The 22268-nt window shown below is 71.2% G+C and carries 22 protein-coding genes; 12 read left to right on the plus strand and 10 right to left on the minus strand.

The features are described 5' to 3' along the window. Positions 1-98 precede the first annotated feature (98 nt). From NR112_RS12235 to NR112_RS12250, 4 genes are read right to left on the minus strand one after another with little or no spacing between them, the layout of a single operon-like run. Positions 99-1505 (minus strand): MmgE/PrpD family protein, encoded by a 1407-nt coding sequence (locus tag NR112_RS12235; protein ID WP_256794605.1) that lies wholly within the window; start codon positions 1503-1505, stop codon positions 99-101. Then, complete coding sequence (locus NR112_RS12240) at positions 1505-2371, minus strand: cyclase family protein (RefSeq protein ID WP_256794606.1); 867 nt, start codon at positions 2369-2371, stop codon at positions 1505-1507. Before NR112_RS12240 ends, NR112_RS12235 begins: the two co-directional genes overlap by 1 nt. Beyond that, the gene (locus NR112_RS12245) at positions 2368-3264 is read right to left on the minus strand and encodes a CoA ester lyase (RefSeq protein ID WP_256794607.1); all 897 of its coding nucleotides are present in this window, start codon (positions 3262-3264) and stop codon (positions 2368-2370) included. Before NR112_RS12245 ends, NR112_RS12240 begins: the two co-directional genes overlap by 4 nt. Continuing rightward, positions 3264-4502 (minus strand): CoA transferase, encoded by a 1239-nt coding sequence (locus tag NR112_RS12250; protein ID WP_256794608.1) that lies wholly within the window; start codon positions 4500-4502, stop codon positions 3264-3266. The genes NR112_RS12245 and NR112_RS12250 overlap by 1 nt, the downstream gene beginning before the upstream one ends. Before the next feature lie 200 nt (positions 4503-4702). Between NR112_RS12250 and NR112_RS12255 the strand changes: the two genes are divergently transcribed. The 4 genes from NR112_RS12255 to NR112_RS22930 all read left to right on the plus strand — a co-directional run bounded on the left by NR112_RS12255 (position 4703) and on the right by NR112_RS22930 (position 8977). After that, the gene (locus NR112_RS12255) at positions 4703-5917 is read left to right on the plus strand and encodes an FAD-dependent oxidoreductase (protein ID WP_256794609.1); all 1215 of its coding nucleotides are present in this window, start codon (positions 4703-4705) and stop codon (positions 5915-5917) included. Positions 5918-5981: 64 nt separating this feature from the next. Then, positions 5982-7016 carry a cupin domain-containing protein gene (locus NR112_RS12260; RefSeq protein ID WP_256794610.1) on the plus strand — a complete coding sequence of 345 codons (1035 nt, stop codon included), beginning with the start codon at positions 5982-5984 and terminating at the stop codon, positions 7014-7016. A 91-nt stretch (positions 7017-7107) separates the two neighbouring features. Then, positions 7108-7962, plus strand: coding sequence for a fumarylacetoacetate hydrolase family protein (locus tag NR112_RS12265; protein ID WP_256794611.1), 855 nt, complete (start codon positions 7108-7110; stop codon positions 7960-7962). A 382-nt stretch (positions 7963-8344) separates the two neighbouring features. Continuing rightward, positions 8345-8977, plus strand: coding sequence for a trimeric intracellular cation channel family protein (locus tag NR112_RS22930; protein WP_256794612.1), 633 nt, complete (start codon positions 8345-8347; stop codon positions 8975-8977). Between the two features lie 8 nt (positions 8978-8985). Here the strand turns inward: NR112_RS22930 and NR112_RS12275 are convergent, their stop codons facing one another. From NR112_RS12275 to NR112_RS12285, 3 genes are all read right to left on the minus strand, one after another. Then, positions 8986-10275 (minus strand): amidohydrolase, encoded by a 1290-nt coding sequence (locus tag NR112_RS12275; RefSeq protein WP_256794613.1) that lies wholly within the window; start codon positions 10273-10275, stop codon positions 8986-8988. 75 nt (positions 10276-10350) lie between these two features. Continuing rightward, positions 10351-11343 (minus strand): DUF2804 domain-containing protein, encoded by a 993-nt coding sequence (locus NR112_RS12280; RefSeq protein ID WP_374512283.1) that lies wholly within the window; start codon positions 11341-11343, stop codon positions 10351-10353. A 104-nt stretch (positions 11344-11447) separates the two neighbouring features. Further along, the gene (locus tag NR112_RS12285; protein WP_256794615.1) at positions 11448-11732 is read right to left on the minus strand and encodes a hypothetical protein; all 285 of its coding nucleotides are present in this window, start codon (positions 11730-11732) and stop codon (positions 11448-11450) included. A gap of 270 nt (positions 11733-12002) precedes the next feature. Between NR112_RS12285 and NR112_RS12290 the strand changes: the two genes are divergently transcribed. From NR112_RS12290 to NR112_RS12300, 3 genes are all read left to right on the plus strand, one after another. Next, positions 12003-12455, plus strand: coding sequence for an Hsp20/alpha crystallin family protein (locus NR112_RS12290; protein ID WP_256794780.1), 453 nt, complete (start codon positions 12003-12005; stop codon positions 12453-12455). 14 nt (positions 12456-12469) lie between these two features. Then, positions 12470-12874, plus strand: a complete 405-nt coding sequence (locus NR112_RS12295; RefSeq protein ID WP_256794616.1) for a hypothetical protein — start codon at positions 12470-12472, stop codon at positions 12872-12874. 120 nt (positions 12875-12994) lie between these two features. After that, positions 12995-13210 (plus strand): hypothetical protein, encoded by a 216-nt coding sequence (locus tag NR112_RS12300; RefSeq protein WP_256794617.1) that lies wholly within the window; start codon positions 12995-12997, stop codon positions 13208-13210. Positions 13211-13272: 62 nt separating this feature from the next. On the opposite strand, the gene NR112_RS12305 is transcribed toward NR112_RS12300, so the two are convergent. After that, entirely contained in the window at positions 13273-13617 is a 345-nt protein-coding gene (locus NR112_RS12305; protein WP_256794618.1) for an Lsr2 family protein, read from the minus strand. A 130-nt stretch (positions 13618-13747) separates the two neighbouring features. On the opposite strand from NR112_RS12305, the gene NR112_RS12310 reads away from it, so the two are divergent. The 3 genes from NR112_RS12310 to NR112_RS12320 are packed head-to-tail and all read left to right on the plus strand — an operon-like array spanning position 13748 to position 17575. Then, positions 13748-14788: an iron ABC transporter substrate-binding protein gene (locus tag NR112_RS12310; RefSeq protein ID WP_256794619.1), complete on the plus strand. Its 1041-nt coding sequence runs from the start codon at positions 13748-13750 to the stop codon at positions 14786-14788. Between the two features lie 7 nt (positions 14789-14795). Further along, positions 14796-16412: an iron ABC transporter permease gene (locus tag NR112_RS12315; RefSeq protein ID WP_256794620.1), complete on the plus strand. Its 1617-nt coding sequence runs from the start codon at positions 14796-14798 to the stop codon at positions 16410-16412. Continuing rightward, entirely contained in the window at positions 16409-17575 is a 1167-nt protein-coding gene (locus NR112_RS12320; protein WP_256794621.1) for an ABC transporter ATP-binding protein, read from the plus strand. Before NR112_RS12315 ends, NR112_RS12320 begins: the two co-directional genes overlap by 4 nt. Positions 17576-17609: 34 nt before the next feature. On the opposite strand, the gene NR112_RS12325 is transcribed toward NR112_RS12320, so the two are convergent. After that, a complete protein-coding gene (locus NR112_RS12325; protein ID WP_256794622.1) occupies positions 17610-19043 on the minus strand; it encodes an ATP-binding protein in 1434 nt (477 codons plus the stop codon). 180 nt (positions 19044-19223) lie between these two features. Here NR112_RS12325 and NR112_RS12330 point away from each other — a divergent pair, with 180 nt between their 5' ends. Then, positions 19224-21191 carry an alpha/beta-hydrolase family protein gene (locus tag NR112_RS12330; protein ID WP_256794623.1) on the plus strand — a complete coding sequence of 656 codons (1968 nt, stop codon included), beginning with the start codon at positions 19224-19226 and terminating at the stop codon, positions 21189-21191. Positions 21192-21258: 67 nt separating this feature from the next. Next, positions 21259-21678, plus strand: a complete 420-nt coding sequence (locus NR112_RS12335) for a hypothetical protein (RefSeq protein WP_256794624.1) — start codon at positions 21259-21261, stop codon at positions 21676-21678. Positions 21679-21703: 25 nt separating this feature from the next. On the opposite strand, the gene NR112_RS12340 is transcribed toward NR112_RS12335, so the two are convergent. Then, on the minus strand, positions 21704-22264 hold the full coding sequence (locus NR112_RS12340) for a TetR/AcrR family transcriptional regulator (RefSeq protein ID WP_256794625.1): 561 nt from the start codon (positions 22262-22264) through the stop codon (positions 21704-21706). Positions 22265-22268 lie beyond the last annotated feature (4 nt).

Consider the following 22268-nt stretch of genomic DNA (forward strand, 5'->3'; position numbering starts at 1 on the left):
CGGTGGGGAAGTGGGTGTCGCCAGTGGACCGCGTTGCGTGGCAGAGGGGAACTGCCGCTCTCACCCAACGGAATTGGGTGCGTATGCCGCGTGGCCGGCTACTGCTCGATGCTGCCGAGCAGCACGCGAGAGGTCGCCGACGTGGGCAGCTCGTCGAGGGCCGCGGCGAGGGCCGCGGACCGCTCCGGGCCGAGGTCGCGGGTGGTGAGCGCGAACTTGAGGGCGAGCTGCTCCGGGGTGAGCGGCCGCTCAGTGGTGCCGAGGTTGGTGAGGACCTTCTCCGTGACCGTGGTCCCGTCGACCAGGCGGACGCGCGCGATCGTCGGGAAGTGTCGTGGGTAGATGGCCTCGCACTCGGGGTCGGGCGCGTAGTGCACCGTCGACGCCAGACGTCGGATCGAGGGGTCGGCGAGCGACTCGTCGGTGAAGTCGTCGAGGTAGAGGCCGAGACCCGATCCGCCGTGGAGGGCCATGGCGAAGGTGAAGGGGCCGGAGAACTGCGCATGGTAGGGCGACCGCGGAAACACCTTGGCCTCGCGCGGCTCTGCGATCGTGCGCGTCACGGACACGGGCACCGACAGCTCGACGCGTTCGACGTCCTCGGGCCGGATGCCGCGGGCTGCGAGGGTCAGGGCTGCGTCGATGCCGGTGTGGGTGAAGACGTTTGTGGGGTAGGGCTTGACGAAACAGCGGTCGAGCTCCCACACGTCCCCGAGGTCGCCGAGGAGGGCGTGCAGGGGCGCTCCCGTGACCGGATGGATCCCGGTGTAGGCGTTGAAGAAGCCGAAGCGGCCCTCGAGCACTGACGCGGGAGCCGTGATGCCCCGCGCCGCCATCTGCGCGGCGGTGACTCCGCCGTGCGCGGCCCAGCCGCAGTGCATCCGCTTGACGGTCCCGCCGACCCGGTTTGCCTCGAGGAGACCTGCGCCCATCGAGGCGGCGATGCCCATGGCGTCGGCGACGCCCTCCGCGGTCAGGCCGTAGACGACAGCGGCCGCTGCGGCGGACCCGATGGCCCCGCAGATCGAGGTGGCGTGCAGGCCCCGCTCGAAGAACACGCTGTTGTTGAGGGTCTCGTCGTGGGCCGTCATACCGAGACGGATGGCGATCTCGTTGCCCGCCGCGACGCCGGCGAGCAGCACGCGCCCGGGGGCGTCGACCTCCTCGGCGGCAGCGAGGGCCGCCGGAAAGACGGAGGCAGACGGGTGCAGGATCGAGGGCACATGCGTGTCGTCGAAGTCCAGCGCATGTGCAGCCGTGCCGTTGACGAGGGCCGCGGTCGGGGCAGGCACCCGGTCGCCGGCCCCGATGAGGGCAGCCTGGGCGTGGCCGCCCCAGGACCGCGCGAGGTTCAGGGCGACGCGTACCGGCTCCGTCTCGCGCGCGGCGTAGGCGATCCCGAGCGTGTCGGTCACCCGTGCGAGCGCGTCCTTGGCGATCCGGTCGGGCAGGTTCTCCCGGGTGGCGACGGCGAAGGCGGCCAGGTGGGCGGTGAGCGTGGTCATCACTGCTCCTCCTCCGTGATCAGGGCGAGGGGTCGCAGGGGGGAGCCCGTGGCGCCGACGAGCGGCAGCGGTGCCACGACCAGCTCCCACGACGCAGGCGCCTCGGCCGCGAGCTCCTCGAGCGAGGCCATCTCGATGATCGGCACGCCGCGTTCGACCAGCATGAGGCGGTGCACCGGCAGCCGGGCGTGACCCTGCCCGGCCGGGATGTGCTCGAAGGCCGTCGTGTCCGACCCGACGAAGCTCGGCAACCGTTCGGCGAGCCACGCCCCACCGGACGCATCCGGCCCTGGCACGCCGTCGGCATGGCTGACGAAGGCCACCGCGTCGTGCCAGAGCTGGGCCCAGCCTGTCCTCACGAGGAGCGCTGCGCCGGGCGCGATGCCGGCGGGGCCGCCGTGGAGCAGCCGGGCTGCCGCTTCGAGATCGTCGGCGTCGATCGGACAGCCCGGCGCGAGCCGGTCCACGCCGAGGGCGCGCGGCACATCGAGCAGGACGCCCGGCACGATGTCGGGCGCGATCGTCTCCACGCCGTGGGCGGTGAACCGCCCCGTCCGCTGCGCCTGGGCGGCATCCACGCCGCCGTGAAGACGGCCCTTGTGGCTGATGTGGCTCAGGGCGTCGACGTGGGTGCCGGTGTGCGTGCCGAGCACGAGCAGGTCGTTGGCGCCCGACGAGCCGTCCACGCGGACGGCGTCCCCGTGGCGGCGCAACAGGGCGTGCTTGTAGCCGGGGTGGCTCGGTGACGACGGGATGTCCGGGTGCAGCGGCTGGGCGAGGTCGATGACCCGGCGGCGCGACGGGGCGGGGCGCAGGCCGACCGTGTCGACCGCGTGCGCGACGTGGGGCGTGGCGGCGCTCGTCATGCGAACGCATCCTTCGGGGCCCGGGCGAGGAGCAGGTCGGCCTCGCGCACGATGGCGGGGTCGACGAAGGTGCCGTCGGACAGCGTGTCGGCCGCGCTGCCCTGCCCCTGGCGCTCCCGGGCGGTGGCCACGGTCTCGCGCGCCCACCGGAGCTCCTCGGGAGTCGGTGCGAACGCCTGCCGCACGGCGTCGACCTGAGCAGGGTGGATGCACGAGCGCCCATGGAAGCCGAGCGCTCGCAGCGCGGCGCTGGAGGCGCGCAGCCCGTCCTCGTCCCGGGTGTTGGTGTAGGCGCTCGCGACGGGGGAGGGGAGGCCGAGGGCGCGGCTCGCCAGGACGACCTGCTGGCGGGCGAGCAGCAGGCCCGAGTCGCTCACCGGGCCGCGCGGCAGGCCGAGGTCCGCCCGCAGGTCAGCCTCTCCCAGCATGAGCGAGTGGACACCGGGCACGGCGCCGATCTCGCGTGCGTCGGCAACGGCGCGGGCCGACTCGAGCTGGCAGACGAGCCGGCGGGGTAGGCCCCAGTGCGCGGTCGACGCGGAGGCGAAGGCCGCGTCCTCCGGCGAGTCGACCTTCGCGATGCGCACGCAACGCACCAGCCCGGCCCGGACCAGAGGGGTGAGCGCCTCCACGTCAGCGGCGAAGTCGCGGCTCGTCGGCGGGTTGACGCGCACCACCACCGGTGCGGCCAGCGGCTCGTGTTCGAGCCGGGTCAGGTTCTCCCGGGCCTCGGCCCGGCGTGAGGGGTGCACCGCGTCCTCGAGATCGATGATGACCCCGTCCGCGACGGCAGCCGCCTGGGTGAACCGGTCCGGTCGCACAGCCGGAACGTAGAGCCAGGCCACGGCGCGCTCCCAGTCGAGCTCCGCCGCCGCGGCGGTGGCGGGGGTCATCAGATCGCTCCCGCGGCGCGGAGCTCGGCGATCTGCGCCGGCTCGTAGCCGAGCTCGGCCAGCACGACATCGGTGTCTTCGCCGTGCGCGCGTCCCGTGTGGCGGATCCCGCCGGGGGTCTGCGACAGACGGAAGAGCACGTTCTGCATGCGCACCGCCCCGAGGTCCGGGTCTTCGACCGTCGCGATCGTCCCGATGTGGTTCAGCTGCGCGTCCTCGATCACCTGCGACATGTCGTAGACCGGCGCGATGGCGGCCTCGGCCTGCTCGAACTCCTCGATGACCTGGTCGAGCGGACGGACCGCGATCCAGTCCGCGACGGCCGCGTCGATGACATCGGCGTGCTGCGCGCGGCCCAGGCCCGAGGCGAACCACTCGTGCTCGATGAGGTCGGGTCGGCCCACCAGCCGCATCACGCGTTCGGCGATGGAGTGGGCACTGGAGGAGATCGCGACCCAGCGGCCCTCCGCCGTGCGATAGGTGTTGCGCGGCGCGTTGTTCTCCGAGCGGTTGCCCGCGCGTTGCGTGACGTGACCCAGCTGGTCGTACGCGGTGAGCTGTGGACCGAGCATGGCGAGGATCGGCTCGATGATCGCGAGGTCGACGACCTGACCTTGACCGGTGCGTTCCCGGTGGTGCAGAGCGGTGAGGGTCGCGATGGTGGTCGCGAGGCCGGCGATGTTGTCGGCCAGCGCGAGCGGCGGGAGGGTCGGCGGGCCGTCCGCCTGGCCCGTGGAGAACGCGAAGCCACTCATGGCCTCCGCGAGCGTGCCGAACGCGGGTCGGCGCGCCATCGGTCCGGTCTGCCCGAAGCCGGTCACCCGCACGAGGATGAGGCCGGGGTTGTCCGCCGAGAGGGTCTCGTGGCAGAGGCCCCAACGCTCGAGGGTGCCGGGGCGGAAGTTCTCGATCACGACGTCTGCGTCCCGGACGAGCCGGAGAAATACCTCGCGACCACCCGGCGAGCTGAGGTCGAGCGTCGCCGTGCGCTTGTTGCGCCCGAGCAGGGTCCACCAGAGGCCCTTTCCGTGCTTCGACTTGCCGTGCGTGCGCGCGCCGTCTGGTCGCGTCGGATGCTCGATCTTCAGCACGTCCGCGCCGAAGTCCGCGAGGATCGTCGCGGCCGACGGGCCCGCGAAGAGTGTGGCGATGTCGAGCACCCGAACGTCGGCGAGCGGTCCCTGCCGGGGTCGGGTCTGCTCGTCAGCGGGCGTGGTTTCGGCTGCCGTGCGGGTCACGGGTGCCTCCCTCTTGAGCGGCGGTCGAGCATCCTCGACGGCGGGACTGGATGTTCGGCGAGGCTAGGAACATCACGACGCGACGAACAACGACGGCTATCACTGGGTGATAGAGCCGTGTGACGACCCGGCGACCTCGGTCGCACGCTCTTCCCGTCGGCAGCTCATCGGTGAGCTCGCCCAAGAGGAAGGGACGAGGAATGAGCAGCACCGAGACCCATCAGGTCGAGACGCTCGTCGTGGGCGGGGGCATCGCCGGCCTGGCCACGGCGCTGGGACTCGCGCGCCAGGGCAGGGCGGTCCATGTCATCGAGCGCGCCGAGCGGTTCGGCGAGGTCGGTGCCGGCATCCAGCTCGCGCCCAACGCCATGGCCGTCCTCGACAGCCTCGGCGTCATGGACGCGATCATGCAGGACGCCGTGTTGCCTCAGAAGAAGCGCTACCTCGACGCCGTGACCGGCGAGGAGATCGCGACCATCGACCTGGGCCCTCAGTTCGTCGAGCGCTACGGCTACCCGTACGTGGTGACGCACCGCGCGGACCTGCACGGGGCGCTCCTCCGCGGCTGCCGCGACCACGAACTCGTGACGCTGGAGACCGACCGCGCCGTGACGGGCGCGCGCAACCTCGATGACGGACGCGCCGGCGTCGAGTGCGCTGACGGCATGATCTACGTGGCCGATGCCGTCATCGGCGCCGACGGGTTGCGTTCTGCCGTGAGGCCGCTCGTCGTCGACGATGCCACAGTCCCGTCAGAGTACGTGGCGTACCGCGGCACCGTCCCGGTCGAGACCGTCTCCGCCGAGGCCGCCCAGACCCCGACGGTGCTCTGCTGGCTCGGCCCGCAGATGCACCTCATCCAGTACCCCCTTCGAGGGGGCAAGCTCTACAACAACGTCGCGGTCTTCCGCTCGGAGTGGTACTCGCCGGACCACGACGACTGGGGGACGGAGGCGGAGCTGGACGCACGCTTCGCGCGGTGCTGCACGCAGGTGCAGCAGGCCGGCCGCTACCTCAACCGGGACATCCGATGGCCCATGTACGACCGAGAGCCCATCAGCACCTGGACCCAAGGCGCCGTGACCCTGATCGGGGACGCAGCTCACCCCATGCTCCAGTACCTCGCCCAAGGGGGTGCGCAGTCGCTCGACGACTCGCTCGCGCTGGTCGAGGCCATGGTGAGCGAGCCCTCCGCCCACGCGGCGTTCCGCCGCTACGAGGCGCAGCGCGCCGCGCACACCGGCACCGTCCAGCGCCTTGCCCGAGTCGCCGGCGAGCTGTTCCACATCGACGGGGTCGGACGGGCGCTGCGCAACGCGGCCTTCGCGGACCACGACCCGACGGACTACACGAGCCTCGACTGGATGTTCATGCCGTGGGCCAAGGCCGGCCCGTCGAGGTCCTACCCCTACTGATGTCCCCGTCCCCGCCGAACTATCGACCCATCCCACGTGCGAGCCAGACGACCAGGAGCAGCAGATGAGCACCGACGTGATCCCAGCCACCGACCGCGATGCCTTCTACGCGCGCCTCGCAGCGAACCACTACTCGCCGCTGTGGACGCTCATGGGCGGCCTCGGGCCCGAGCCCACCACCACCCTCGTGCCACACATCTGGCGATACGCGGAGGCTCGCGAGCTCATGGTCGAGGCGGGCGACGTGGTCCCGCTCGAGGACGCCCTGCGCCGCGTGCTCGGCTTCCGGAACCCGGGCTCGCTGGCGCACCAGCGCACCGGTGCAACCGACACCCTGTGGGCCGCCCTGCAGCTGGTCCTCCCCGGCGAGGTCGCCCCGGCGCACCGGCACACCCCCTCGGCGCTGCGCTTCATCGTGGAGGGCGCGGGGGCGTACACGGTCGTCAACGGTCAGCGGGTCGCGATGGAGGAGGGCGACTTCCTGTTGACCCCGAACGGCCACTGGCACGAGCACGGCCACCTCGGTGACGGTCCCGTGATCTGGCTCGATGGCCTCGACTCGCCCTTGGTGTCGCGGCTCAACCAGTACGTCCTCGACGAGGAGGACGACCTCCAGCAGGTCGACGCCGACCTGCCGGCACCGTTTGTCAACGGGATGCTCGCCAAGCACTGGGGCTCGCCCGCGAAGGTCGCCCAGCCACTTGTCTACAAGCTCGCGGACGCGCTGGAGGTCATCGAGCACCTGCGTGACGGCGAGGGCGACCCGTTCGACGACATCGTCGTCGAGTACCGCAATCCGATCTCCGGCGGTTCGGTGATGACGACCATCGCGGCCTTCCTGCAGCTGGTCCGGCCGGGCGTCGACACCCGAGCGCACCGGCACACGCACTCCACCGTCTACCACGTGGTCCGCGGGTCGGGTCACTCGGTGATCGCTGGCGAGCGCGTGGAGTGGACCAAGGGCGACACCATCGCCGTGCCGCTGTGGTACGAGCACTCGCACCACAACCACTCCAGTGAGGACGCGATCCTCTTCTCCTACACCGACAAGCCCGCCGTCGAGGCGCTGGGCCTCGGCCGCACCGCGGCGAGCGCCTGAGCCTTCGGCCGCACCCCAGCCGGAGACCCCAGCCCACCGCAGCCCACTCAGCCCGCCGCACCCATGAGCGGCACCACAGCGAGGAAGACCTGTGAAGCTTTTCGTCTACGACGCCCAACGCCTGGGCGTGGAGGCTACCGACGCCACCATCGTCGATCTCACCGACCTTGTCCCCCTGCACACCGAGCCGAAGGAGCGCATGAACGCCCTCATCCGCGCGTGGGACTCCGTGCGGGACGAGGTCGCCCGTCGCTCCGCACGCGGTGGCGGAGCAGTTCGGTCAACCGTGACGGTCCGCGCCCCTCAGCCGCAGCCGCGCAACCTCATCGCCGCGCCGATCAACTACCACAAGCACCAGCAGGAGATGGGCGGCGGATCAGGCGTCTACCGGGACCGTCCGATCCTCGATGTCACCGTGCGCATCGGCTTCTTCAAAGCCGTCACCTCGATCGTCGGGCCGGACGCCTGCATCCAGCTGCCAATGCCGGACCGGCGATTCGACCACGAGGCCGAGGTCGGCGTGATCATCGGGAAGGAGACGAGGGGCGTCTCGGAGGCCGAGGCGCTCGACCACGTCTTCGGCTTCACCCCGCTGCTCGACATCACCCTGCGCGGCGAGGAGGACCGCTCGTGGCGCAAGTCGATGGACACCTTCACGCCGATCGGGCCGCACATCATCACCGCAGACGAGGTCCCGGACCCGGCGAACCTCGACTTCTGGCTCACCGTCAACGGACAGGTGCGTCAGAAGGCGAACACCTCCCAGCTGATCTGGAGCATCGCCCGGCTCGTCTCCGAGTACTCGCAGGTCGTCACCTTGCAGCCCGGCGACATCATCGCCACCGGCACCCCGGAGGGAGTGGGCCAGATCGTGCCCGGTGACTCCGTGACGCTGACCATCCCGGCCGTCGGTGAGCTGACGATGCCCGTGGTCTCCCGCGCGTAGGGACTGTCGTCCCTGCGATGGCGTGTTTCATCGCGCCTGCTCGTGTTGGCTGCCCTGTGCCAACCTCCTCGGACACGCGGCTCAAGACGCGACCTGCGCGGCCGCGACACCGGCGACGAGCTATCTCGTGATCCTCTGCGGTTTCGAGCGTGCAGGTGTCTTCAGACATGGGCTTCATCAGGGCCCCCTCGTCCCGAGCTGCGCGTGTGAGAGCACTACGGTCCGGAAGCGCTGCGGCATGCGCGTCTGCTCTCCGCAGTGCCGGACCTACGTGCTTTGACGTAGAGGCGACGAGCCGCCGCCGGCCGGCATACGCTGAGCTCGGTGGCGTCCGGCGTACCCTCGGCCCCATGGCGAGTGCGGGAAGCGCGGCGGTGCAGCGGTGACGACCGCGAGCGTGGTCGTGCTCGTCCTCGACCTCGCTGGGACGCTGGTCTTCGCCCTGAACGGAGCGCTCACGGCGATCAGGTCGGTGCGGGTGGACATCGTCGGGGTCGTCACCCTCGGGATGATCACGGCCATGGGCGGCGGCATCGTCCGGGACGTCCTCATCGGGAGGCTCCCTCCGGCGACCTTCAGCGACTGGCGATACCTCGCCGTTGCCGGCGTCGGGGCGCTCATCGCTTTCGCACTCGGCAGGCGACTGGATCGAATCTCACTGTCCATCAACGTCTTCGACGCCTTGGGGCTCAGCTTCTTCGCCGTCACGGGCGCCACCAAGGCGCTCGAGGCGGGGCTGGGCCCCGTCCAGGCGGTCATCCTGGGCGCGATCACGGCCGTCGGAGGCGGCACGCTGCGCGACGTCCTCATCGGACAGGTTCCCTCGGTCCTGAGCAGCGGCCTCTATGCCATTCCCGCCGTGGTGGGAGCTGCCATCACCGTCGTCGCCGTCCGTCTCGGGGTCGACGGGCTGGCGGCAGCACTCCTGGCGGCCCTTGCGTGCTTCACGATCCGCATGCTCGGGCTGCGCTTCGACATAGACGCGCCGACACCTCGGGACGCCCCGCCATCGTGACGGTCAGGTCACCGAGCGGTTGCGCCGCCGTCGGTGGTGTGCGCCGAACGGGCCAGGTAGCTCATGGCTGCCACGGTCATCGCTGAGGCGCCGGTGCGGAAAGTGGGCTCCATGACGGGCACGAAGGTGCTCGCATGGTTGCCCGGGATCGTCTTGGCCAGCGTCCCGGCGGCCTCCGCGCGTCGATAGGTCTCGGGATCGAAACCGCCCCAGATCCAGTACAGGTAGGGCACGTCCAGCCCGTTGGGGATGTCGCTGAAGTCCTCACTGCCGGTGGAGGGCTCCATCAGGATGGCCTTGTCGCCGAAGTGCTCGGTCAAGGCGGCCGAGACCCGGTCGTAGACCTCTGGACTGTTGTCGGTGACGGGGAAGGGGTCGGTGTAGTCGAACTCCGGTGGGACGGGCGAGCCGGAGGCTTCGCACTCCGCCTTGACGATTCGCTCGATCGCCTCCCGCAGCTGCGCCCGGGTGCGGTCGTCGTAGGCACGCAGGTTGAGCAGCAGCGTCGTGCTCTCCGGGATGACGTTGCTCTTGCTCCCCGACTGGAAGGCGCCGACGGTGACGACTCCGAAATGGCCCGGGGCAAGCTCTCGGGAGACGATCGCGTTCAGGCGCATCACCACCGCGCTGCCGAGCAGGATCGGGTCGATGCCGAGATGGGGCATCGACCCGTGGGTGCCACGACCGTGGAGGGTGATCCTGATGCTGTCGGCGGCAGAGAGGGCGGCGCCGGGTCGGGACGCGACGGTGTCGTGGGGCAGTCCCATCACGTGCTGGCCCAGGGCGACGTCCGGCCTGGGGATCCGACCGGCCAACCCGTCCTTGATCATGGCGGCGGCTCCGGTGCCGAGCTCCTCAGCGGGTTGGAAGAGGGCGATGAAGGTGCCGGACCATGCATCGGGGTGGTCGGCGAGCAGCTGGGCCGCCGCGAGCAGGCACGTGACGTGCATGTCGTGTCCGCACGCGTGCATCACGGGGGTCTCGTTTCCGGCCGCGTCGACGGCTGTGGCCGTGGAGGCATAGGGAAGGCCAGTTGCCTCCCGCACCGGCAGAGCATCCATGTCGGCGCGCGCCAGCACCACCGGCCCCTCCCCGTTTCGCAGGACTCCCACGACACCGGTGGTACCGATGCCGGCATGCACCTCGTAGCCCAGCTCGGTGAGGCGGTCGTCGACCAAGCCCGCCGTGCGGCGTTCCTGGAAGCTCAGCTCCGGGTGGCGGTGGAGGTCCTGGTAGAAGTCGAGGTGCCAGGACTGGATCCTGTCGAGGTCGTCGAGCAGCTCATCCGCAGCGGTCATCTGTCCTTCGTACACGCGCGTCAGGGCCGGGACAAGGCCCTGAGCCTGCTGTCCACGGCCCCCTCCACCGACTGGTCACCAGCGCTGGCGAACGTCCTCGGCCCACCCGTACAGTCCGTCGACGCCGACGTCACCCACGCGGCCCGCCCACGTGCCGAAGCACTGGTGGGTCCGCGAGGCCACCAGGCCGAGCTGGGTCACCGAGCGGCGGAGGTGCTCCGGGTGGAAGGTCACGGCCACGGGGCCTCCCGTGATCCGCCACGGCGCCATCCAGTCCTCGTGCGAGTACTCCCACTGGAGGTCGTCACTGATCTTCGTGAGCCGCCCGTCGACGATGACGGCGTTCTCGGTCGACCCGGTGCCGTCGGTCCACCTCCCGCCGAGCTGGAGTCCGATGGTGCGATGCCCGACCATGCCCGAGCCGGAGCCCCAGTTCCACGAGATCGCATAGGGCCAGCGTCCGCGGCCATGGTCGAGGGTCGCCCACGAGGTGCCGGCCGCGATCGGGTAGGGGGTGCCGTCCACGACGAGCCGCCCCACCGCGGGGCGGGCCGGGTCCTTGACGGTGTACTGGAAGAGCCGATCGCTCCACGGCACCACGACGCCGAGTCGTTCATGTCCGGGCACGAGCTGGGCGACGACGTCGAGATCGACGCGCGCGGTTCGCGCGCGGAGTCTGGTGCCCTCCGGGGTGGGGTCGATGTCGATGGACAGACGCGTGGTGCGTGCCCGGGACGGGCCCTCGTCGAGGGTGCCCGGCAGGGTCGTACCGCGGCCGAGCGGAGCCACGGTGTCGACGGCGACCTGCGCACCCGAACGGCGGTCGAGGACGAAGAGCGAGGGGACGGCTGCATACCCGATGTCGGACACGACCAGGGCGACGACGTGCGTCTCGGACGTGACCGCCCAGTACTCCCAGCGCTTGTTGCGACCCCAGCCGACCCGGCCGTGGCCGACGCCGTCTGCGCGGTGGAGCGAGGAACGTGTCCAGCCCACGGCGGCACGGTTCAACCGACCGTCCCCCAGGGTGAGGTCGACAGGGGCGGTGATCTCGCGTTCGTGGGGCACGTGACTCATCATCGACCTGTCCACCGACCGGAGGCGGCGGGGGTCGCGTTCCCGACCCACGTCCGACGACCCTCGCTGCTCCGGCCCGGTCCGCAGGGCTCCCGTCACCGAGGGTCGTTCTCGCTCACGCCAAGGCGCACCTTTCCCGTGCGGGGGCACTCGTCCGAGTGCGCGAGCGCGTCCTTTCGCGCCTTGTCCCGGGCCCGACGAGCGGGGCCTGTCCAGTCGCAGCTCTTGCAGTAGCCGAGCACGAACGAGCCGTCCTCCTGCGTCGTGTCGGCGTCGACGCGTTCGAGCGTCGCGTGGTGCTTGTTGCCCTCGCCATCCTTGACGGTGAGCTCGTCACCGCGGCGCTTGAAGAACCGCGGACCACCCCCAGACTTCGCCATGGCGACATCGTCGCCTGCTTCGGCGCCGGGGCCAAGTGGCTGGCCAGGGCGCGGATGGCCGCCCGCGCGGGTGCCCGGCCGGCGCGAGACGCGGATCGACCCGTGGATGGACCTATCCCGGTCAACTGGCGAGGTCGACTGAGTTCTTCGAATCATGCTCTTGCACAGACGAACTCGACGGTGCTACAACATTCCTACAGCGCATGCCACGACGTGTGAGATGCGGTCGTGGCCACCATGGAGCATCTGGACATGATGGAGGTGACGACGATGCTGATGCGCACCGACCCCTTCCGTGACCCCTTCCGCGACCTCGACCGGGTGGCGCAGCTGGCCCTCGGCGCCAGCGGCACCCTGGCCAGACCCTCGGCCATGCCGATGGACGCCTGGCGCGACGGGGACACCTTCCACGTCGAGCTGGACCTGCCGGGCGTCGACCCGCAGTCCATCGACCTCGACGTCGAACGGAACGTCGTGACGGTCAAGGCCGAGCGGCCCACCCGCGCGAGCGACGCCGATCTCATCGCTGCCGAGCGGCCACGGGGCGTCTTCAGCCGCCAGCTCGTGCTGGGCGACAGCCTCGACACCGAGCAGATCCGCGCGAGCTACGACGCGGGAGTCCTTCGGCTCGCGATCCCGGTGGCGGAGCGCGCCAAGCCGCGCCGGATCGAGATCTCCCAGGACGCCGACAGCGCCGACGACCGGAAGACCATCACCGCCTGAGGGACGGGATGGTGATGGTCACGCCAACCGAGTCGGTCACCGACGTCGACGAAGCCTTCCTGGCCCTCGTCTGCGATGACGAGGAGTTGCTGCGCGCCGAGTTCGACGCGATCGTCGATGCCGCCTGGCCGCCGGGCGGCACGCACCGCCGACCTGCTGACCCCGATGGCGCGCCCGGCGATCGGGCGCGTGTCGAGGACCGGTGCCGCACGGCGGCGCTGCGGGCCGTGCGGCGCGAGGGCGGTCCCGTCGACCGCGGCCGGGAACGCGCCCCGCCGCCGTCGTTCGAGCGTCGGGCTCGTCCCGCTGCCGGCTCACCGGGTGGTTCGCGCCACCCGGTGAGCCGGCGTCACGTCGTCGGGGAGGGCGCCGACCCGCGCGCGGTGGGCACTCGTCTCAGCCGACCGCCGGCCTGCTGACCGAAGAGCCTGCGCGCCGCGCTGACGCGCCAGCCGTCCGGCGCGACAGCCACTGACGAGGGCGCAGTAACCTGAGGCCACGCCCTGACCGTCCACCAGCAGATCCGGAGACCCAGCACCGTGACGTCGCAGCCCGAATGGAGAAGCGGAACCCGCCACCCGACGGGCGGCTACGACAAGGTCATCGTCGCCCGGGGCGACACCCTCTACTTCACGGCCGCGCGGCTGCACCGGCTCGACGGCCCGGCCGTCGAGGCCGAGGACGGCTCCGTCCAGTACTGGGTGCACGGCAAGCAGGTGTCCGAGCAGGAGTATCACGACCGCCCGCAGGCGTAGTCGCTGACGCCGCGCGCCGACGCGTCGACGCGTCGAGTCTTCCGCGCCGTGGGGTCGAGCGGCTACCGGTGAGCGTCGTCGTACGCCGTCACCACGGCCTGAGGGATCCGCCCCCGCGCAGGGGCGTGCTGCCCCGTCTCGGCCGCCCAGGCCCGGATCAGCGCGTTGCGGGACTCGCCCACCGCGGGCAGCACCGTCGTCGACCGCGCAGGTGCCGTATGCGTCCGGCGCTCGTCACCGGCGCGCCGAGCTCCGGCCACCCAGGCCTCGAGCGTCGAGCGGAGGGCGTCGGCGTTCGCCTCCGAGAGGTCGATCTCGAAGGAGTCCCCGTCGAGGCCGAAGGTGACGGTCTCGACGGCCTCGGTGCCGTCGAGGTCGTCGACGAGGGAGACGATGGTCCGGCGCATGGGACGAGCCTAGTGGCGCCCCGGGAGTGGACGGAGGCCCACTCCACCCTGTGTAAGGTAAGGCTTACCTACTCAGGCACGCCGTCCGACGGGACCGGCGCGCCCCTCCGGATCCACGAAGGCAGCTCACATGACCTCCCGCCCCCGCACCACCATCGGCGTCGCCATCGCGGCGGCCGGCGCCCTCGCCCTGACGGCCTGCGGCTCCGGCTCCTCCTCCGGCAACGGCGCGACCGACGGATCGGGCAGCATCACCGTCTACAACGCGCAGCACGAGAGCCTCACGAAGGAGTGGGTCGACGCGTTCACGAAGCAGACCGGCATCACGGTCACCGTGCGCAACGGCGACGACTCCGAGATGTCCAACCAGATCGTCCAGGAGGGCGCGGCGTCGCCAGCCGACGTCTTCCTCACCGAGAACAGCCCCGCCATGACGCAGGTCGAGAACGCCGGGCTCTTCGCCGACGTCGACGCGGCGACTCTCGACCAGGTTCCCGCCGGGTTCCGCCCGTCCACCGGCACGTGGACCGGGATCGCGGCCCGCTCGACGGTCCTCGTCTACGACAAGCGCAAGCTGCAGGAGAACCAGCTGCCCGCCTCGATGCTCGACCTCGCCAAGCCCGAGTGGAAGGGCCGCTGGGCGGCCTCGCCGTCGGGCGCCGACTTCCAGGCCATCGTCTCGGCGCTGCTCGAGCTCAAGGGCGAGACCGTGACGAACGACTGGCTCACGGCGATGAAGACCAACGCCAAGGCCTACAAGGGCAACAGCACCGCGATGAAGGCGGTGAACTCCGGCGAGGTCGAGACGGCGCTCATCTACCACTACTACTACTACGGGGACCAGGCGAAGACCGGCGAGAACTCGGCCAACGTCGGCACCCACTACTTCAGGAACCAGGACCCGGGCGCCTTCGTGTCCGTCTCCGGCGGTGGCGTGCTCAAGGCGTCGAAGAACGCCGCGGCCGCCCAGTCCTTCCTCAAGTTCGTCACCGGCAAGGCCGGCCAGGAGGTGCTCCGACACGGCACGTCCTTCGAGTACGCCATCGGCTCCGACGTGCCCTCCAACCCGGCGCTCGTGCCCCTGAAGGACCTCCAGGCCCCGACGGTCGACCCCGCCAAGCTCAACTCCGCCACGGTCACCGATCTGATGACCAAGGCGGGTCTGCTGTAGTTCTCGGGTGACCACCGACCTCACCGCACCCGGCGCGCACCGCGCGACCGGCACCGGCACGGCTCCCACGCCGGGCCCGGGCACCCGCCCGGGCCCGGCGTCCGGGCGTCGGCGACCGCACGCCCTCGCGGTCATCGCCGTACTCATCGCGCTCTTCTCGCTCGTGCCCCTCGGCTACGTCATCGCGATGACGGTCGCCACCGGATGGGACACCGCGGTCAGTCTCATCTTCCGAGCGCGCGTCGGTGAGCTGCTCCTCAACACCATCCTGCTCATGGCCGTCTCGGTGCCGCTGTGCCTCGTCCTCGGCGTCGGTGGCGCCTGGCTCGTCGAGCGGACCTCTCTGCGCGGCAACAGGTTCTGGGCGCTCGCGCTGGCCGCGCCGCTCGCCATCCCGGCGTTCGTCAACAGCTACGGGTGGGTGTCGGCCGTGCCGTCCCTCGCCGGCCTCTGGTCGGGCGTCCTCATCTCGGTGCTGTCGTACTTCCCGCTCGTCTACATCCCGGCGGCGGCGACCCTGAGCCGCCTCGACCCGTCCCTCGAGGAGTCCGCGGCCTCGCTCGGTCTCGGCCCGTGGCAGGTCTTCCGCCGGGTCGTGCTGCCCCAGCTACGGCTCGCGATGACCGGCGGCGCGCTGCTCGTCGGACTGCACCTGCTCGCCGAGTACGGCGCTTTCGCGATGATCCGCTTCGACACCTTCACGACGGCGATCATGGTGCAGTACCAGTCGACCTTCAACGGCGCTGCCGGCAACATGCTCGCCAGCGTCCTCGTCGTCCTGTGCCTCCTGCTGCTCGTCGCCGAGGTCCGCAGCCGCGGCACCGCTCGCTACGCCCGCGTCGGCTCCGGTGGACAGGCGGCCCCGGGGCGTATGCCGCTCGGTCGGCTCCACGTGCCGGCGCAGCTCGCGCTGCTGCTGCTCGTCGTCCTCGCCGTCGGCGTCCCGATGTGGTTCGTCGTCCGTTGGGTCGTGCTCGGCGGATCGGAGATCTGGGCTCCCGACGAGCTGGTCCCGGCCCTGCTCCAGACGCTCGTCTACGGCGTGGCCGGTGCGGTCGCGACGACGCTCGTCGCCTTCCCGATGGCCTTCCTCGCGGTGCGCCGACCGAGCTGGTTCACCCGCTCCCTCGAGCTGTCCAACTACATCACGAGCTCGATGCCAGGCATCGTCGTCGGCCTCGCCTTCGTCACCGTGTCCATCCGCTTCCTGCCGGCGTTCTACCAGACGGCCGTCGTCCTCGTCGCGGCCTACGTGCTGCTCTTCCTGCCGCGTGCCCTGGTCAGTCTCCGCTCCGGGCTCGCGCAGGCGCCGCGGGAGCTCGAGGAGGCCGCGCAAGCGCTCGGGGTGCGTCCCCTCGGCGCCTTCGTCCGGGTCACGCTGCGGCTCACGGCGCCGGCCGCCGCCGGGGGAGCGGCGCTGGTCTTCCTCGCCATCGTCAACGAGCTGACGGCGACCCTCCTGCTCGCCCCCAACGGCACCACCACCCTCGCGACGGAGTTCTGGGCCAAGAGCAGCGAGATCGACTACGCCGGTGCCGCGCCCTACGCCCTACTCATGGTCGTGCTCTCGGCACCGATGACCTACCTGCTGTTCCAGCAGTCGAAGAAAGCGGCCGGACAATGACCACGACACCCCCGTCGACCTCCTCGCACCCGCCGGTCGACTACCACGACCCGTCGGCCCGGGGCCGTCTCGAGGTCAAGGGACTGACGAAGAGCTTCGGTCCGCAGCAGGTGCTGCGCGGCGTCACGCTGTCGGTCGACCCGGGGAGCACGACGGCCATCGTCGGTCCGTCGGGCTCAGGCAAGACGACCCTGCTGCGGCTCATCGCCGGCTTCGAGGGCGCCGACGCGGGCTCGGTCACCCTGAGCGGGCGCGCGCTCGCCGGTATCGATGCCTGGGTGCCCGCGCACCACCGCGACGTGGGCTACGTCGCCCAGGACGGCGCCCTCTTCCCCCACCTCACCGTCGGCCAGAACATCGCCTTCGGCATCGATGCCTCCGACCTGGCCGGCGGGCGCAAGGCCGTGCGGGCGCGTGTGGCCGAGCTGCTCGAGATGGTCTCGCTCGACGGCGCGCTCGCGGCGCGGCGACCGCACGAGATCTCGGGCGGGCAGCAGCAGCGGGTGGCGCTCGCGCGGGCCCTCGCCCGCGAACCCGAGCTCATGCTCCTCGACGAGTCCTTCTCTGCCCTCGACGCGGGTCTGCGGGTCGCGACGCGTCGCACCGTGGCCAAGGTGCTGCACGACGCCGGCATCACGACGGTCCTCGTGACGCACGACCAGGCCGAGGCACTGAGCTTCGCCGACCAGGTCGCCGTGATGCGCGACGGTCTGCTCGCGCAGGTCGACAGCCCGCTCGAGGTCTACACGAGACCCGTCGACCGGGCCACGGCCGAGTTCCTCGGCGACGCGGTGATGCTCGAGGCGTGGGTCGACGGCGACACGGCGACGTGCTCTCTCGGGTCCGTCCCGCTGGCGGCCACGACCCTCCGCGGACGAGTGCAGCTCATGCTCCGACCGGAGCAGATCCGCGTCGACGACGACGGCCCGATCCGCGGGGTCGTCGTCGACACCGACTACTTCGGTCCCGAGAGCACGGTTCGTCTCGAGCTGACCTCGAGCCGCGAACCCGGTTGTGAGACATCGGCGCTCGCTCGGGAGGGTGAGATCATCAGCATCCGCCACTCCAACGCGTTCATCGCCGCCAGGGGCACCGAGCTCCGGTTGCGCATCGAGGGCGAGGCCATCGCCTTCCCGGCGACGGCAACCGGCGCCCCAGCCTGACGGGTGAGCGCCGCAGGGCGCCCGAGGTCGTCCTTCAGGGCATCGGCACCGGGACGTCGGTGCCGCCCTGCGGGGTGATGCGTCCACGGACCTGCACCACGCTCGGCATGGGGACGAACCCGCCGGCGAGCAGCGCCTCACCCTGACGGAAGCGGGCGGCCTGCGCGAGCAGCCCACGGGGCACGAACCCGAAGACGGAGGCGAGCTGGTCGAGGTCGTCCCGCGAGTTCATCCGCATCAGCGTCAGGTTGTCGCACTGGGACACGATGCCGGGGTGCACCTTCGAGGGACGCTGCGTCGACAGGAGCAACCAGAGGCCGTACTTCCGGCCCTCGGCGGCGATCTGGATGAGCCGGTCGCGCACCGCGACTCCGAGGGGGGTCTCGGGCTCCGGTGGGCAGAGGTTGTGCGCCTCGTCGACGACGATGAGGAGGGGGCGGCGTTCGGTGCGCCGGGCCCACAGGTCGTCGAGGACGGCGAGCGCCACGGTGAGCTGCTCCTCGGGACGGTCGTAGCCACCGAGGTCGACGACCGTCGCGGCCGGTCGGCGCTCGATGACGTCCGTGACGGCCGTGGCTCCGAATGCCCAGGTCCTCGTCCACTCGGTGAGGCCGAGGTTCTCGAGGCGCTGCGCCAGGGCTTCGGCGTCCGGGTCGCCGAGCGAGCGCAGGTACGGGACGATCTGACCCGCGTCCACGGTCTGGAAGTCTCCTCCGAAGAGGCGCAGCAGCGCGTTGTACTCGGCCCGGTCGACGACCGGGTCGAGACGCAGGACCGCGGCCTTGGCCCGGGACGTGAGCTCGGTGAAGCGCACCCGCAGCGGGTTCTGCTCGTCGTCGGGCCGCAGGATGACGACCTCACGGTCATGGAGTGCGTCGGCCTGCTCGTCCTCCGCGCCGGCCTGGACGGCCTGCTCGTGAAGGCGCACGAAGTCGCTGTTGGGGTCGAAGACGACCATGGGGAGGCGGGTCGTCAGGAGGATCCGCTCGAGGAGCACGCCGAGGGCGTACGTCTTGCCGGAGCCGCTCTGTCCGCACCAGAACGTGTGTCGGTTGAGGCGGTTGGGCACGAGCGCGACGCCCACCGACTCCTGGCCCGCGAGGTGGCCGAGGTGCAGCCGGGGGTCGCCGCCCGACAGCAGCCGCTGCACGGTGTCGGGCCGGGTCGGCCGAACCGGGACCTCGTGCCGCGGCGAGTCCGCGGGTCGCCCCGAACCGGAGCCACTCCCGACCTGCACCAGCGTGCCGGTGGCGGCGAAGCCGACGCCCGACGCCTCGTCCGTGACCTCCTCGACGAACGCGAGGATGCCGTCCTCGTCGTCGAGCTCGAGGTAGTCACCCGGCAGCGGGCGCTCGCTCCCGGGGCCGCGGGCGACGAAGGACCGGCCGTCCGTGGACTCCAGATGGGTCAGCGCCGCAGGCACGGAGGTCGGAGCGGTGGGCGGGTCGACCTCGACGTTCGCAGTCATGGATCCATGATGCTCACGCCTGGGCCCGATGGGCACCCCTTGGCGCAGAAGGCCGCCGGACAAGCCCGAAGATCACTCTGGAGGGGTGAGCGCATCGCGCCCCGACGTGTCCATGCTCGAAGCAGGTGGTCGGGTGCGACGAGAGGTCCGCCCGCAGCCGGTCAGTGCCGTGGAGGCCTCATGGAGCAGTCGGACGTCGTCCGCACCGGGCAGAAGGTCGGCCTCGTCATGGCCTCCTTCGTCACACCGTCGACGCTCGCGCCGTCGCTGTCGAAGCGCTCCTGGCAGGACCAGGGGATCATCACCGGCTTGTCGACGGGCGCCCACTACCTCGTCGCGCTCTCCTCCCAGGACGTCATCGACGTCGTGGCGAGCGCGGCCGCCACGTGGGCGGTCTTCCCCGACAGCTGGTCCGTCGAACGCCGCCGGTCGGCGGCAACCCTCGGGTGCGAGCTGGTCATGGCGCCGCTGGGACTCGGTCTCGCGGCGTATCTCGACCGGCGCGGCGTCGCGACGGCGAAGGACGGCCTCCTGCGGCAGGGCGCCTGGCGGATGGGCGCCACGGGCCTGTGCGGATCGGTGCTCATCGGGGCGACGGCCGGGGTGCGTCGGCTCGACCGCGCCGTCGGTGCCGACGGGCGCATCGCGGCCCTCCCGCTGTCGATCCCCGTGGGTCTGGCCACGTCGGCCCTCATCGAGCGCGTCCAGCGCGAGTCCGGCTCGGAGGCCGGACTCGACACCGCGGACGACGTGCCCACCCTGCGGGGGCTCGCAGCCGGCGGCGGGGTCCTCGCGGTGCTCTACGGCGCAGGCTGGGTCGAGCGGTGGACCGCCGAGCAGGTGCGCCGGCTGGCCCCGGGGCAGACACCTGGCGCCGGGCTCGCCTGGCAGCTCGTCTCGCACGCCGCCTTCGTGGCCGGCGCCGGCATCGCCGTCAGCGCCCTCTGGACGCGCGTCATGCAGCGGATCGAGGCCGTGACGACGACGGTGGACCCGTGGATGCAGGCGGCACCCGGCGTCTGGACCGACCCGATGACGAGCGGTGACCCGGCGAGCCTCGTGTCGTGGGAGTCCTTGGGGCGGGAGGGCCGCCGGCACGCTGTCACCTATGTGCGCCCCGCACCCGTCGCGCAACCGCTGGCGCTCCCGGACGGCAGGACCCCGCCGGACCTGTCGATCGCGACGGTGATGGGCGAGCCCGCCCGCGCGCACCCCGTCCAGGTCTTCGTCGGCCTCGACAGCGCCGCGACTCCGACCGAGCGCGTCGAGCTCGCGATCGCCGAGATGGATCGCACCGACGCGTGGTCGCGCTCGCTGCTCATGCTCGTGTCGCCCACCGGGACGGGCTACGTCAACTACGTCGCGATCGCCGCAGCTCAGTACCTCACGCGCGGAGACGTCGCGAGCGTCACGATGCAGTACTCCAAGCGTCCCTCCCCGCTGTCGCTCGGCAAGGTCCGCGACGCGCGCGAGCAGAACCGGCTGCTGTGGCTGCGCATCTTCGAGCGGGTGCGCGCCATGGCACCGGAGGAGCGGCCTGAGGTCGTGCTCTTCGGTGAGTCGCTCGGCGCGCACACGAGCCAGGACGTGTTGCTCGGCTGGGGGACCCTCGGACCGCAGGCCCTCGGGATCGACCGGGCCCTGTGGATCGGCACGCCCGGTGGCAGCCAGTGGATGCACGAGGTCACAGGGGCACCACGCCCCGATGTCGATGCGAGCCTCGTCGCCGTCGTCAACGACCACGAGCAGTTCCTCGCCCTCGGCCAGGAGGCGAGGGAACGGCTGCGCTACGTGCTGCTCAGCCACGACAACGACGGTGTCACGAAGTTCGGCCCCGACCTGCTCAACCGCAGACCCGCCTGGCTGGGGCCCGACCGGCCGCGCCGCGAGGACGTGCCGTTGCGGTCGCCACGCGGCATACCGGCAGGGATGCGGTGGCGTCCGGTCACGACGTTCTTCCAGACGCTCATCGACATGAAGAACGCCCAGCTGCCCGGCGAGTTCAGGGCCTGGGCCCACGACTACCGCGCCGACCTGCCCGAGTTCATTCGCGACGTCTACGGCCTCGAGTGCACGGACGAGCAGATGCATGCCATCCAGGCGGCGGTCCGGGTACGCGAGGAGTTCCGCGAGGAGGTCTTCGCCTGAGCGACCCGCTGCACCAGCACGTCCGATCCATCCGCTGACAGCCAGAACCACCTGAACGGAGGCCGCCATGGCCGGCGCCAACCCCACCGCCCCCACCCGCCGCGCCCGCACGCTCTGGGCCGCCGGGGCCAGCACCTTCGCCGCGACGATCATGCTCATCGTGGGCCTGTTCCAGTTCGTCGAGGGACTCGTCGCCGTCGTCAACGGCCCTGAGTTCTACGTCAGCACTCCGAGCTATGTCTTCACCTTCAACGCCACCGCGTGGGGGTGGTTCCACATGGTCATCGGCCTTGCAGCGGCCGTTGCCGGGGCGTTCATCTTCACCGGCAACCTGCTGGCCAGGTCGGTCGGAGTCGCCCTCGCGGTGCTGTCCGCACTGGCGAACTTCCTGTGGCTGCCGCACTACCCGCTCTGGGGGATCGTCATCATCGCGCTCGACGTGCTCGTCATCTGGGGTCTCACGTCGGTCGACCTCAGCGATCTGTGAAGCCCCCACCTCTGCGTCGGTGACCTCAGCCGTGGGGAAGGATCGCCGGGCCGAGCCGGAGCAGCTCGGCTCGCAGCGCCTCGTCGTCGACGTCGGCGAGCATCGGGTCGATCCCGGCCTGGGCGACGCCGGCCCCGACGACGGAGACGGCGATCCGTCGGCGCAGGTCGGGGGACGGTCCGAGGAGCAGGGCGGTCAGCCGTCCGATGAGGGAGTTGAGGTCGTCGTGGGCAGCCATGATGCGCTCGACCTCGGGGTCGCGCATCAGCGCGGCGACGACCTGACGGTGGCCGATCATGAGGTCGACGAGCCCTCGCAACGCTGCGGTCGCGGCCGCGTCGGGGGTTGCCTCCGCCTCCGCTGCCGTGACGAAGGCCGTCATGTCGACGAGCGCCTCCTCGAGGACGGCCAGGACGATGTCCTCCTTGGCGTGGAACTGGTAGTAGACGGCCGCCTTGGTGACCCCGAGGTGGTCGGCGATCATCTGCAACGACGTCCCGGTGACGCCGTGTTCGGCGAAGAGCTCGACGGCAGCCTCGATGACGCGCCGGCGGCCGTGGCCCCGGGGGGCCTGGGGTCGCGCCATGGTC

Source organism: Terrabacter sp. Ter38 (assembly GCF_024519435.1).
Lineage (GTDB): Bacteria > Actinomycetota > Actinomycetes > Actinomycetales > Dermatophilaceae > Terrabacter.